The organism is Sphingopyxis sp. (assembly GCF_035998905.1).
GTDB lineage: Bacteria > Pseudomonadota > Alphaproteobacteria > Sphingomonadales > Sphingomonadaceae > Sphingopyxis.
This window is the reverse complement of record NZ_DASYHG010000024.1, coordinates 47,186-60,040: the sequence shown is the minus strand read 5'-3', so window position 1 is coordinate 60,040 and position 12,855 is coordinate 47,186. Positions and strand designations below refer to the sequence as shown.

12 protein-coding genes and 1 tRNA gene are annotated in these 12,855 nt (G+C 65.2%); 7 read left to right on the top strand and 6 right to left on the bottom strand.

The features are described from left to right. Both VGN62_RS12795 and VGN62_RS12790 read right to left on the bottom strand, forming a co-directional pair. The gene (locus VGN62_RS12795) at nt 1-1,560 is read right to left on the bottom strand and encodes an AmpG family muropeptide MFS transporter (protein ID WP_327454416.1); all 1,560 of its coding nucleotides are present in this window, start codon (nt 1,558-1,560) and stop codon (nt 1-3) included. Nucleotides 1,561-1,665: 105 nt separating this feature from the next. Continuing rightward, on the bottom strand, nt 1,666-2,127 hold the full coding sequence (locus VGN62_RS12790) for a response regulator transcription factor (RefSeq protein WP_327454414.1): 462 nt from the start codon (nt 2,125-2,127) through the stop codon (nt 1,666-1,668). A 132-nt stretch (nt 2,128-2,259) separates the two neighbouring features. Here VGN62_RS12790 and VGN62_RS12785 point away from each other — a divergent pair, with 132 nt between their 5' ends. Both VGN62_RS12785 and rsmD read left to right on the top strand, forming a co-directional pair. After that, a complete protein-coding gene (locus VGN62_RS12785) occupies nt 2,260-3,120 on the top strand; it encodes a pseudouridine synthase (RefSeq protein WP_327454413.1) in 861 nt (286 codons plus the stop codon). Further along, a complete protein-coding gene (rsmD, locus tag VGN62_RS12780; RefSeq protein WP_327454412.1) occupies nt 3,120-3,662 on the top strand; it encodes a 16S rRNA (guanine(966)-N(2))-methyltransferase RsmD in 543 nt (180 codons plus the stop codon). The genes VGN62_RS12785 and rsmD overlap by 1 nt, the downstream gene beginning before the upstream one ends. Here rsmD and VGN62_RS12775 read toward each other — a convergent pair. From VGN62_RS12775 to VGN62_RS12765, 3 genes are all read right to left on the bottom strand, one after another. Next, complete coding sequence (locus tag VGN62_RS12775; RefSeq protein WP_327455013.1) at nt 3,649-4,917, bottom strand: MFS transporter; 1,269 nt, start codon at nt 4,915-4,917, stop codon at nt 3,649-3,651. The genes rsmD and VGN62_RS12775 overlap by 14 nt on opposite strands. Nucleotides 4,918-5,000: 83 nt before the next feature. Beyond that, a complete protein-coding gene (locus tag VGN62_RS12770) occupies nt 5,001-5,567 on the bottom strand; it encodes a septal ring lytic transglycosylase RlpA family protein (protein ID WP_327454410.1) in 567 nt (188 codons plus the stop codon). A 72-nt stretch (nt 5,568-5,639) separates the two neighbouring features. After that, on the bottom strand, nt 5,640-6,122 hold the full coding sequence (locus VGN62_RS12765) for a hypothetical protein (protein WP_327454408.1): 483 nt from the start codon (nt 6,120-6,122) through the stop codon (nt 5,640-5,642). Between the two features lie 93 nt (nt 6,123-6,215). Here VGN62_RS12765 and VGN62_RS12760 point away from each other — a divergent pair, with 93 nt between their 5' ends. The 4 genes from VGN62_RS12760 to VGN62_RS12745 all read left to right on the top strand — a co-directional run bounded on the left by VGN62_RS12760 (nt 6,216) and on the right by VGN62_RS12745 (nt 11,529). Further along, nucleotides 6,216-7,097: a Rossmann-like and DUF2520 domain-containing protein gene (locus VGN62_RS12760; protein WP_327454406.1), complete on the top strand. Its 882-nt coding sequence runs from the start codon at nt 6,216-6,218 to the stop codon at nt 7,095-7,097. A gap of 16 nt (nt 7,098-7,113) precedes the next feature. Further along, on the top strand, nt 7,114-9,420 hold the full coding sequence (locus VGN62_RS12755) for an ATP-dependent helicase (protein WP_327455011.1): 2,307 nt from the start codon (nt 7,114-7,116) through the stop codon (nt 9,418-9,420). Nucleotides 9,421-9,493: 73 nt separating this feature from the next. Further along, entirely contained in the window at nt 9,494-10,426 is a 933-nt protein-coding gene (locus VGN62_RS12750; RefSeq protein WP_327454404.1) for a DUF4349 domain-containing protein, read from the top strand. A gap of 53 nt (nt 10,427-10,479) precedes the next feature. After that, complete coding sequence (locus tag VGN62_RS12745; RefSeq protein WP_327454402.1) at nt 10,480-11,529, top strand: aspartyl/asparaginyl beta-hydroxylase domain-containing protein; 1,050 nt, start codon at nt 10,480-10,482, stop codon at nt 11,527-11,529. Between the two features lie 116 nt (nt 11,530-11,645). On the opposite strand, the gene VGN62_RS12740 is transcribed toward VGN62_RS12745, so the two are convergent. Continuing rightward, nucleotides 11,646-11,721 (bottom strand) — tRNA-Ala (locus VGN62_RS12740). Between the two features lie 99 nt (nt 11,722-11,820). Between VGN62_RS12740 and VGN62_RS12735 the strand changes: the two genes are divergently transcribed. Then, nucleotides 11,821-12,837 (top strand): NADP-dependent oxidoreductase, encoded by a 1,017-nt coding sequence (locus VGN62_RS12735; protein ID WP_327454400.1) that lies wholly within the window; start codon nt 11,821-11,823, stop codon nt 12,835-12,837. The last annotated feature ends 18 nt before the right edge of the window (nt 12,838-12,855 follow it).

The window sequence follows — 12,855 nt, the reverse complement described above, 5'->3', positions numbered from 1 at the left end:
CTATGCTACCGCTGCCGAAGACTTGCCTTTCCAAGCGAGCAACATGCCGACGACGAAAGCGACAAGCGAGGCGATGAGGATATGGGTGCCGAGCTGAAGTTGCTGGTAAAGGAGGACGCCAACCAGCCCCGCGACGATCGCTGCGAAGCCGACGATGCGCCAAGCGCCCACCGGTTGCCGCAACTGACGCTCGTCGACGCCGTCGGTCTGGCGGATGCCGGCACCGACATAACCCTTGCTCCACAGGACCCAGAGCAGCAGCATTCCCGGAATCGCGGCGACGACGGTGAAGCCCCAGAAGCCGACCCAGCCGAGTTTCTCGGCAACGATCCCCGCAGGTCCCGCCATGAACGTGCGGCCGACCCCGGCGAAGGACGACAGCAACGCGAACTGCGTCGCGGTATAGGCGATGCTCGACAGCCCTGAGAGATAGGTCGCGAACACCGTCAGCCCGATCCCGCTCGTCAGATTCTCGGTGACGATCGCGGCAACCAGCATCCAGTAATTATTGCCCGTCGCCGCGAGGATCATGAACATGACGTTCGAGAACATCATCATCAGTCCCGAAATCAGCAGTGCGCGGCCCATGCCCAGCCACAGCAGGAAGGGCGCGCCGAGCGCCGATCCGACGATCAGCGCACCGAAGCCCCACAGCTTGTTGGCGGAGATATAATCGAGGTCGGGAAAGCCGAGGTCGACGATCATCGGCCCGAGCATCGTCTGCCCCATCGCGTCGCCGACCTTGTAGACGAGGACGAAGCCGAGGATCAGGAAAGCGCCGTGGCGCGTCAGGAATTCGCGGAACGGGTTCACGACGGCTTCGGTCAGCCACTGGCCGACCTTCATCCCCGCAGTATGCTCGAACCGGTCGACGAACTTGCCCGGCCCGGCCCACAGCGCGCCGAGGATCGCCGGAACGATGCAGAAGGCGGTCAGGCCATAGGCGGTCGCCCAGCCCAGCCCCAACCCCTCGTTCGACGCGAAATAGATCGTGCCCGCGCCCGCGATCAGATTGCCCGTCCGGTATCCGAACTGGTTCGTCGCAGTGCCGTGCGCGAACTCCTCCTCTTCGAGGATTTCGATGCGATAGGCGTCGATGACGATATCCTGCGTCGCCGAAAGGAAGGCAGTAATCAGCGCCCACACCGCGAAGGTCCCCATCTGGCCAGGCTGCGGATCGCTCGCCCCCAATTGCCAGATCGCGACAAACAACAAGGCCTGGATGAAGAAGAGCCAGCCGCGCCGCTGGCCGAATGTCTTTGTCAGGAACGGCAGCGGCAGCTTGTCGACAAGCGGCGCCCACAGGAATTTGATCGTATAGGGAATGCCCAGCGCGACCGCGAAGCCGATCGTCGCGGTATCGATCCCCACCTTAGCCAACCAGAAGGTCATCGTCGCGATCAGAAGCGTCAGCGGAAAACCGCTCGATATGCCGAGCAGGAAGGTGATCAGCGGATTTTTGCGCAGATAGGGGCGAAACGCCGGGATCGACAGCGCGACCACCGCCAGCCCGCCAAGGATCGCCACAAAAATGATAAACCGGATCAGATCAACCGACATGCACACGCTCCCCGTGCATCCGGCCGGCGGATGCAATTGTCTCTTGGGAAACGGCCTAAAGGCTCGGCATCAAATTGGAAGCGGCTATTTATCGGCTGGTCGCGCTCAGGCCGCAGCGGGGCGCCAATAGGTTTGCAGCCCGTTCACCTTGCGCGGCGCCTGATTTTTGCACGTCATCGTCTCGACCGCGCGCAGCGCCGCGATGAGCGCCGACGGGCTGTGCGGTTTGCCAAGGCAGGCGACGGCAATGTCGGCGGCATCCTCGGGGCATTGCCCGGTCACCAGCAGCACCGCGATACCGCGGTCGCGCGCCAGCCGGGCGACTTCGCGTCCGGTCATATGTCCCGCAAGGCCGAGATCGAGGACGAGTGCGTCGATCGGTTCGGCGGCGATGATCGGCACCGCGGCTTCGCCCGAATCGACCGTCGCGACGATCTCGTACCCGCTATGTTTCAGCGTGTGTTCGTTATCGAACGCGGTCAGCGGATCATCCTCGATGATCAGCAGCCGCTTGATGCAGGTCGGGCGATGGACGAAGAGCATGATGACTCCCTTTAACGTCGCCATGACCCGCTCCGCGCCGTCCTGCAAGATTGCTTCTGCTTCCCATCGACGAAGCGAGTCTTTTCCGGCTATGAGCGTGATTACAACGCAACACTATTTCCCCTCGAAAACGACAAGAAAGCCGCATCCGTTCCGATGACGACACGCCGTCCACCCCGCCCCGCGCCCCGCTCGGCGCCGAAACCCGCTGGCGATCGCGACGCGCCCAAGGGACGCCGCGCCGCTCGCGGTGCTGCATCGGCCCTCAAATCGAAGCCCGCCGAGGCCGAACGCGAGGACGGTCCGCAGCGGATCGCCAAGCTGCTGGCGCGCGCCGGGGTCGGATCGCGCCGCGACGTCGAGCGGATGATCGAGGAAGGGCGCATCGCGCTGAACGGTCAGGTCATCGTCCAGCCCGCGCCTCTGCTCGCGTCGCTCGAAGGGCTGACGGTCGACGGCAATCCCGTCGCCAAGCCCGTCTCGACGCGCCTCTACCGCTTCCACAAGCCCGCAGGCTGCATCACTGCGGCGCGCGACCCCAAGGGGCGCAAGACGATCTATGACCTGCTGCCCAAGGATTTGCCGCGCCTGATGCCCGTCGGCCGTCTCGACTATAATACCGAAGGGCTGCTGCTGCTCACCAACGACGGCGAGTTCAAGCGCCAGCTCGAACTGCCGGCGAGCGGGGTCGAGCGCACCTATCGCGCCCGTGCCTTCGGCGACATCAGCCAGACGCAGCTCGAGGAACTGGCGCTGGGGATCGAGATCGACGGCGTCCGCTATGGCAAGATCGACGCCAATCTCGAACGCCGCACGGGGCGGAACCAGTGGGTCGAGATGACGCTGACCGAAGGCAAGAACCGCGAAGTGCGCAAGGTGCTCGAACATTTCGGATTGCAGGTCAGCCGCCTGATCCGCACGCGCTATGGGGCGTTCGAGCTGGGCGACATGCCGCTCGGCGCGGTCGATGTCGTCCCACGCGACGAATTGTTCAAATTCCGGCGGCAGATGGGCTGATGCGCGTCATTTCGGGTGAATGGCGCGGCCGCAAGCTGCTCGCGCCGAAGAATGACGCGACGCGTCCGACCGCGGACCGCACGCGCGAAACGCTCTTCTCGATGCTGACCAGCCGCGTCGGCAGTTTCGAAGGCCTCCACGTAGCGGATTTGTTCGCCGGATCGGGCGCGCTTGGCATCGAGGCGCTGTCACGCGGGGCCGAGCAATGCCTGTTCGCCGAACAGGACCGCGACGCGATCGACGTGCTGCGCAAGAATCTGGGAGCGCTCAGCGCCACGCCGCGCGCGGACATCCGCGCCGGGTCGGTGCTCGCGCTCGGGCCAGCCCGGCGTACGTACGACCTGCTGATGCTCGACGCGCCCTATGACACCGGCGCGGGTAGCGTCGCGCTCGACAAGCTCAATCGCCTCGGCTGGATCGGACCCGACAGCTGGATTTCGATCGAGACGGCGCACAACGAAAATGTCGATGTCCCGGGCTTCGAAATCGATGCGACACGCAAGGTCGGCAAGGCGAAGCTGACGCTGCTCAGGCTTGCCTGATCATCTGCCTCCGCACCATCAGCAGACCCAGCCAGCTCACCACACCCGCCAGCGCCAGATAATAACCGACCGTTTCGGTTCCGCCCCGCTCCGCCAGCGCCTGCGCGATGATCGGCGCCATCGCGCCGCCCAATATGCCGCCCGCATTGAACGCGATCGACGCGCCCGTATAGCGCACGCGTACGGGGAACAGCGCGGTGAGCCAGCTGCCGAGCGGGCCGTAGACCAGCCCCATCACGAACAGCGCGGCCGCAAGCCCGAGGAAGGTCGTCAGCCAGCTTCCCGATGCCAGCGACGGGCCAAAGACGAAACCGACGAGCACCGTCGCGCCGCAGCCCCATGTCAGCACGCGCTGCGCGCTCGACGCATCGCTCATATAGCCGGCGAAGACGATCCCTACCGCCATGAACAGGATCGCGCCGAGCTGGATGAGCAGGAACTGCTCCTTCGGATAGCCGAGCGCCGTCGTCCCATGCGCCAGCGCGAAGCTGGTCGCGAGATAGAAGATCGCGAAACAGGCGACGACCGCAAAGGTCCCCGCGAGCGTCGCGACCAGATGGTGGCGGAACAATTCGCCGAGCGGCACGCCGACCGGCGCTTCTTTCTCCAGCGCTTCCTTGAAATCGGGCGTCTCGCCGATCTTCAGCCGCACCCATAGCCCCAGCCCGACGAGCAGCGCCGAGAAGAGGAACGGGATACGCCAGCCCCACGCCGCAAAATCAGCGTCGCTGAGCCCCAGCCCGAGCAGCAGGAACAGCCCGTTCGCCGCGATGAACCCGACGGGCGCGCCGAGCTGAGGAAACATGCCGAAGCGCGATTTCCATCCCGGCGGAGCATTCTCGACCGCGAGCAGGGCGGCCCCGCCCCACTCGCCGCCGAGCCCGAAACCCTGCCCGAAACGCAATATGCAGAGCAAGAGCGGCGCAACCCAGCCGACCATGGCATAGGTCGGCAGGAAGGCGATCAGCAAAGTCGAGGCGCCCATCAGCATCAGCGAGGCGACAAGCGTCGACTTGCGCCCGATCCGGTCGCCATAATGGCCGAAGACGATCGCGCCGACGGGCCGCGCAAAGAAGGCAAGTCCGAAGCTCATGAAGCTGAGCATCAATTGCGCCGACGGCGATTCCGACGGAAAGAAGAGCGGCCCGAACACCAGCGCCGCGGCGGTGCCATAGATATAGAAATCATAGAATTCGACCGCGGTGCCGACGAGGCTTGCGGTCAGGATGCGCCGATGCTGCCGATAGGGTGCCAGATCCACGGGCGATGCCCCTCCCTGTTTATAACGGCGCCGCTTTGGACGCTCTACCGCGCCCTATCAAGCGGAATGCGCGCAGCTTAGCGCCCCTGCGCCGGCAGCTGCGCGCGCAGCCGCTGCAATTCGCGTTCGGGGACCAGTTCAAGCGAGGCTGCGGGCTTGCCCTTGCGAAGCCGCTCGCGGTCCTTTTCCGAGGGTTCGACGCGGCGCACGCGCACCGCGGCATGGCCCTGTGCCTTCATGCCCAGCTCTTCCGCCGCGCCGCGCGACAGGTCGATGACGCGCCCGCGCGCGAACGGCCCGCGGTCGTTGACGCGGACGATGATCCGCCGCCCGGTGTCGAGCGCGGTCACCTCGACATAGGTCGGGAGCGGCAATGTCGTGTGCGCGGCGGTGATCCAGCCGGGACGGAACTGCTCGCCGTTCGCGGTGCGGTTCCCCGACTCGCTGCCGTACCAGCTCGCATAGCCGATCGCCTCATAGGCGGGCGCCGCCGCGGGCACATAGGTCGTGCCGCGAACCGTATAGGCGGGACCGATACGGACCGGCGTATCGGCGACGGGGCGATATTTGGCGCCGGCGCAGGCGGAGAGCGCGAGGAGCGCGAACGCCGTGCCTGCCAGTCGAGTGATCCGGGAATTCAGCATGGCTCGACCGTAGATGGAGGGAATGGCGAGATAAAGTCTGGATGACGGTTATGCGGCGGGCAGCGGCCCCGCCTACCGAATGAGGTGAAGGGCGATTTTGGCGTCCAAAAGCGAAGTTGCGATCGTTGCGCCTGTAACGTCTGCTTTCTCGTTTAGTGCGTTATCCACCGCATTGAGATCGGCGCTGCTAAAAGCAATCAGTTTGTAAACCTCGTGATCCATCACGCCTCTGCTGCGGTGATCACGAGCGACTTTCAGGCCTTGAACATATTCGGGTTGCCGCATCAGTTTCGCATTCAAAAAAGCTCCATCGGGCCCGCTCACGGTTACGTTAGGATCGAAATCGACTATCCCCAATTCTTCCAAGATCGGTCGGCTGAAGGCTATCGGCAGAAATGCCAGCAACCTTCGTGCTTGCCCCTCATCAAATCCGTTCCGCCTCAAGGCAGCTACCTGTCCGTCTTCACCGGTATCCCAAGTCGCAGCAATGACCTCGGCTGCGAGCACAATTTGCGCTTCCGGGATGGGTCTCGTTTTTCGCCAAGGTAGTTTCATCGGGCGAATCTACCCGGCAGTCCAAAGGTCTGCAACCAGTCGGAAAGCCGACGCTCCGTTGGCAAATCATCGCCTCCGCGCTACGCCGCGCCCATGACCGGTCTTCGTCTCCATCAATCCGGCGTCGTCGGCGCGGGCCGCGTTGCGCAGGCGCTTGCGCTGGCCCTCGCGCCGCATTCGACCCTGCCCCCGATAATGTGGGGTCGCTCCCCTGAACGAACCGCTGCCGCGGCGACACGGATCGGCGCCATCGCGGCGCCCGCGATCGGACAGCTCATGACTCAATGCGACGTCATCGCGATCGCCGTCTCCGACGATGCTCTCGCCGGCGTCGTCAGCGAGATGGCCGCTATATCGTCCGCAAGCCGCGGCAGCTTGATCTTCCACGTCAGCGGACGCAGCGGCGCGGCGATCCTCGATCCGCTGCGCAGCGCCGGTGCGCTGACCGCGGCGATCCACCCCGCGATGACCTTTACCGGCGACCCCGCGGGCGAGGTGCAGCGCATGGCAGGCGCGCGCTTTGCGATCACCGGTTCGACCGCCGATGCGACCGAAAGCGCGAAACAGTTCGTCGCGCTCCTCGGCGGCATCGCCGTCGAAATCGCGGAGGACCGGCGGGCGCTTTATCACGCGGCGCTCTGTCACGCGTCGAACCATCTGGTGACGCTGATCGCCGGGGCGTCGCACGCGCTGGAGGATGCCGGGGTTGACGATCCGGCGGCGCTGCTCGCTCCGCTCGTCCGCGCGGCGCTCGAAAACAGCCTTGCGTTCGGCTTTGCGGGATTGTCGGGGCCGCTGCTGCGCGGCGATGCGCGCACGGTCGGCGACCACCTCGCCACGCTGACGGCGCACAGCCCGGCCCTCCTGCCCGCCTATCGCGCGATGGCGCTTGCCACGCTCGACGAGTTGAAACGCGCCGGAAACTTGCCTTCGGATCGCCTCACCGCACTGGACAGCCTGCTCGCTGTTCCCTAATCGTTCGCGCGTGAACATGCCCCCCGTCTCGACGCCCGACCTGACCCGCCCCGACCCTTCGGACCCGCCCTATCTGCAAGGACTGAACGGCCCCCAGCGGCAGGCGGTGCTGACGACCGAAGGCCCGGTGCTGATGCTCGCGGGCGCGGGCACGGGCAAAACCGCAGCGCTGACGGCGCGGCTCGCGCACATCATCGCGACGCGGCGCGCCTGGCCGTCCGAAATCCTCGCGGTCACTTTCACCAACAAGGCGGCGCGCGAGATGCGCGAGCGTATCGGGCGGATGATCGGCGACGCGGTCGAAGGGATGCCCTGGCTCGGCACCTTTCACAGCATCGCGGCGAAGATGCTGCGGCGACACGCCGAACTGGTGGGCCTCCAGAGCAATTTCACCATCCTCGACACCGACGACCAGCTTCGCGTCCTGAAACAGCTCATCCAGGCCGAAGGGCTCGACGAGAAGCGCTGGCCCGCGCGCCAACTCGCGGGGCTGATCGACAAGTGGAAGAACCGCGGGCTGACCCCCGCCGATCTCGATGCCGCCGACAAGGAATCCTACGCCGACGGCAAGGGGCAGCATTTCTACGCGCTCTATCAGGCGCGGCTGAAGACATTGAACGCCTGCGACTTCGGCGACCTGCTGCTCCACATGCTCGTGATCCTGAAAACGCACCGCGACGTGCTCGAACAATATCAGGCGCGCTTCAAATATGTCCTCGTCGACGAATATCAGGACACCAACGCCAGCCAGTATCTGTGGCTGCGGCTGCTCGCACAGGCGCGCAAGAATATCTGCTGCGTCGGAGACGATGACCAGTCGATCTATTCGTGGCGCGGCGCCGAAGTCGCGAACATCCTGCGCTTCGAAAAGGACTTCCCCGGCGCGACGGTGATCCGCCTCGAACAGAATTACCGTTCGACGCCGCAGATCCTCGCCGCCGCCTCGGCCTTGATCGCGCAGAACAGCGACCGCCTCGGCAAGACGCTATGGACCGAGCTTGACCCCGGCGACAAGCTGCGGGTCGTCGGTGTATGGGACGGGCCGGAGGAAGCGCGGCGCATCGGCGAAGAGCTGGAGACGCTCCAGCGCCGCAAGGTCAGCCTCGACCGCGCCGCGATCCTTGTCCGCGCGCAATTCCAGACGCGCGAGTTCGAAGACCGCTTCATCGCGATCGGCATGCCGTACCGCATCGTCGGCGGTTTCCGTTTCTACGAGCGCGCCGAAATCCGCGATGCCCTCGCCTACCTCCGTCTCGTCCAGTCGGCGGCCGACGATCTCGCGTTCGAGCGGATCGTCAACGTCCCTAAGCGAGGACTCGGCGACAAGGCGCTCCAGCGCATCCACCAATATGCGCGTGCCGAGCAATTACCGCTGCTCAATGCCGCATCGCGGATCACCGAGACCGACGAGCTGACCCCGCAGGCGCGCCGCCAGCTCGCCAATTTCGTCGCGCAGATGCGCGGCTGGCAGGCGAAGGCGAACGAGCTGTCGCACCCCGAACTGACCCAGCTGATCCTCGACGAGTCGGGCTATACCGCGATGCTCCAAGCCGATCGCAGCGCCGAGGCCGCGGGGCGGCTCGAAAACCTGTCCGAACTGGTCCGCGCGATGGAGGAATATGAATCGCTCGAAGCCTTCCTCGAGCATGTCAGCCTCGTCATGGACCGCGACAATGACGACCAGACCGAGACGGTCACGATCATGACGATCCACGCCGCGAAAGGCCTCGAGTTCGACCATGTCTTCCTCGCGGGATGGGAGGACGGCGTCTTCCCGTCGCAGCGATCGATGGACGAAGGCGGTATCGCGAGCCTCGAGGAGGAACGCCGCCTCGCCTATGTCGCGATCACCCGCGCCCGGCAGCGCGCGAGCATCTATCACGCGGCGAACCGCCGCATCTATGGCCAGTGGATGAGCAGCATCCCCAGCCGCTTCATCGCCGAAATCCCGCCCGAACATGTCGACAGCGAAAACAGCTTCGGCGGCGGGCAGAGCCTGTGGCGCGCGAACTGGTCGGCGCAGGGCGATCCCTTTGCGCATGTTGCCGAGCGCCAGCCGGCGCGCACGATGACGCGCGGCCCCGCATGGCAGCGCGCAGTCGCCGGATCGTCGACCATCACGCGCGCGCCGGCGCCCAGCGAGAAAGGCCCCGCCGCATCGGTCGGCGCCAAGGCGCGCGCCGACCTCGCCATCGGGATGCGCGTGTTTCACGAGAAGTTCGGTTATGGCGAAATCATGGATATCGACGGCAACAAGCTCGAAGTCGAGTTCGAACAGGCCGGATCGAAACGCGTCCTCGACAGCTTTATCAAGCTCGCCTGAAACAGATTGTCTACTCTTTCAATTATGATATGACATCACATGCGACCATGAGTCGCATGTTGGGAGAGACTTCATGAAAACCAAGCTCTTAGCGGGCGCGATGGCGCTCGCCCTGATCGGCTGTTCGGAAAAAAACTCGGAATCGCTAAAAGAAGCCCCCGCCTATGACATGGTGCCAGTCGACGCCGCGCCCCAGTCAATTCCAGCTCCAGCGGACGCTCTCCCGCCCGCAGTGCGCAGTCCCAATATCGGCGTCACATCGGCCCCGGGCGTCGCGTTCAACTATGCCTATGCCTTCCGGCTCGACGACAACCGTATTGCAAAGGTGCAAGAGGAACATGCCGCCGCGTGCGAAGCGCTCGGCACCAACCGCTGCCGCATCGCAGGGATGACCTATCGCCTCGTGCGCGAAAACGAAGTCGAGGCGCAGCTCCTCTTCAAGCTCGACCCGGCGATCGCGCGCAAATTCGGCCGCGATGCGCTCTCCAGCGTCGAAAAGGCCGAAGGTGTGCTCGCGGCGACACGGATCAGCGGCGAAGATGTCGGCACGCAAATCAGTGACTCGCAGCGCCGCAGCGCCGACCTCAATGCCGAAATCACGCGCCTCGAAACCCGGCTCAAACAGGGCGGCCTCGGCGATCGCGAACGCGCCGAGCTGCAACAGCAGATCGCGGCGATGCGACGCCAACTCGACGGCGAACGCGATACGCGCAGGACGGGCGAAGCGATGCTCGCCACGACGCCGATGCAATTCGACTATGTCGGCACCGGCGGGTTGCCCGGGATCGGCTATGGCAATCCGTTCAGCGACGCGTTGAACATGCTCGTCCACAGCGGCAGCGTGATGCTGTCGTTCATCCTCGTTGTCGGGGCGGCGATCCTGCCGTGGGCCGCGCTCCTCGCACTGCTGATGGCCATCTGGCGCACCCCGCCGGTGCGCGGGATGCGGACATGGCTCCGCGGCGCGGCGAAGCCTGCCGAGGCGTCGCCGCCGGCCGAAGCCTGAGGCATTTTGGGGCGTCGCTTGCAAAGGTCCGGCGCCCCGTTATGGCTGGAATCATGACGGGGCAGACGACATGGCTGGATCAGGCACGCGACGCCCATCGCCGCGGCGATTTCGCGGCGGAAACCGCCGTGCTCGAAGCCGCGATCCGCGCCGACCGGGGCAATATCGCGGCGCTGCTCGCGATGGCCGAACTCAAGCGCGGCCTCTCCGACGATCGCGCCGCAGGCAGTTTCTATCGCCTCGCGCTCGGCACCGCGGCGCAGGCGCGCAGCGTCCCGCCCGCGCTGCACCCCGGCCTCCAGCGCGCCGAACAATTTATCGCCGCAACCGAGCGCGCTTTTGCCGACCACCTGCTCGGCCAGTTGCGCGGCGCCGGGATCGATGCCGCCAGCGCGACCCCGCGCGTGGCCGAAGCTCTCCGCGTGCTTGCCGGCGAACAGCCGCTCTATCTCCAGCTACCGAGCATGTTCTATTTCCCCGGGCTCGCGCAGCGCCCCTTCTTCGAGCGCGCCGATTTCGAATGGGTCGAGGCCGTCGAGGCGGCGACCGACGCGATCCGTGCCGAACTGCTGGCGCTTGCAGGCAATGCGGCCGACCGGTTCGGCCCGTATGTGACCTCCAGTCCCGACCGTCCGCCGCCCAATAATCCGCTGCTCGACAAGCCCGACTGGGGCGCGGCCTGGCTGTGGAAAGACGGCGTCATCGCCGACGGGATGGACGCGCTCTGTCCCGCGACCCTCGCCGCGCTCGAACTGGCGCCGCAGCCCGTTATCCCGGGCCGCGCACCGATCGCGCTCTTTTCGCGCCTCACCCCCGGCACGCATATCCAGCCGCACCACGGCCTGCTCAACACGCGGCTTATCTGTCACCTGCCGCTGATCGTGCCCGACGGCTGCGGCCTGCGCGTCGGCGCCGAAACGCGAAGCTGGCGCGAGGGCGAGATGCTGATCTTCGACGACAGTTTCGAACATGAGGCATGGAACCGCGGCGCTAGCGACCGCACGATCCTGCTGTTCGAAATCTGGCGCCCCGATATCGATGTCGACGAGCGTACGCAATTGACGCGCATCTTCGCGGCAATCGACACTTATGCCGGGCAATAAAGCTTATCGCGACTGCCGCGTTTACCGGGTTTGTGAAGGGACGGCGCAGACCCGGCGACTATTGATTGCGAACCATGCGGCGCGCAGTTTTCAGGGGTTTGCGGGTGGAGGGTCGCTGGTGGAGCCGAGGGGAATCGAACCCCTGACCTCTGCAGTGCGATTGCAGCGCTCTCCCATCTGAGCTACGGCCCCGCGACCGGCGGGGTCTTAACGACACTGTTTGGCAGTGGCAACGGCTTTTCTGACCTTTGTTGCCGTCGCCGGGCGAAATTGAGGAATGGGGGGATTCCGATGGCCAAGGCATGGCATTTGACCAGTCGTCCGCACGGGCTGCCGACGATGGATAATTTCGCGCTGCGCGAACTGCCCGAAGCACCGCTCGACAAGGACCAGTTGCGCATCCGCAACCTGTGGCTGTCGGTCGATCCCTATATGCGCGGCCGCATGAACGATGCGAAAAGCTATGCAGCGAGCTTCCAGATCGATCAGCCAATGACCGGCGGCGCGATCGGCGAGGTGCTCGAAAGCACCATGGACGGGTTCGCCCCCGGCGACCTGATCCTTCATATGGGCGGCTGGCGCGACGGCGGTATCATCGGGCTCGACATGATGCCCAACAAGCTGCCCGCCGAAGCCCTCGCCGCCGGGATGACCCCGCAGACCTTCCTCCACAATATGGGGCTGACCGGCGGCACCGCGTGGATCGGGCTGCTCCGCGTCGCCAGTGCAAGGCCCGGCGATACGGTGTTCGTTTCCGCGGCGGCGGGTGCGGTCGGATCGGCGGTGGTGCAGATTGCCAAGGCGCGCGAAATGACCGTCATCGGCTCGGCGGGCGGCGCCGAAAAATGCGCTTGGGTCCACGACCTCGGCGCCGATGCCGTGATCGATTACAAGGCGGAGCCGGTGCTGCCGCAACTCGCCGCCGCGCTCGAAAGCCTCGGCAAATCGGGTATCGACGTCTATTTCGACAACGTCGGCGGCGAACATCTCGACGCGGCCTTTGCGACCGCCAACGATTTCGCACGCTTCGCGATCTGCGGCATGATCGACGTCTACAACGACAGCAAGGCGCAGGAGATGAAATATCTCGTCCGCACGATCCCGGCACGGATCCGCATGGAAGGCTTTATCTACACCGACCAGTTCATCGAGTGCATGGAGGAATTCTATGCCGACATGGGCGGGTTGATCGCGAGCGGCGCGGTGACGATGCGCGAAACCGTGCACGACGGGCTGGCGTCGGCGCCCGGCGCCTTCCTCGGCCTGTTTTCCGGCGGCAATATCGGAAAGATGCTGGTCAGGCTCTGACCAGCATCGGCTCGCTGC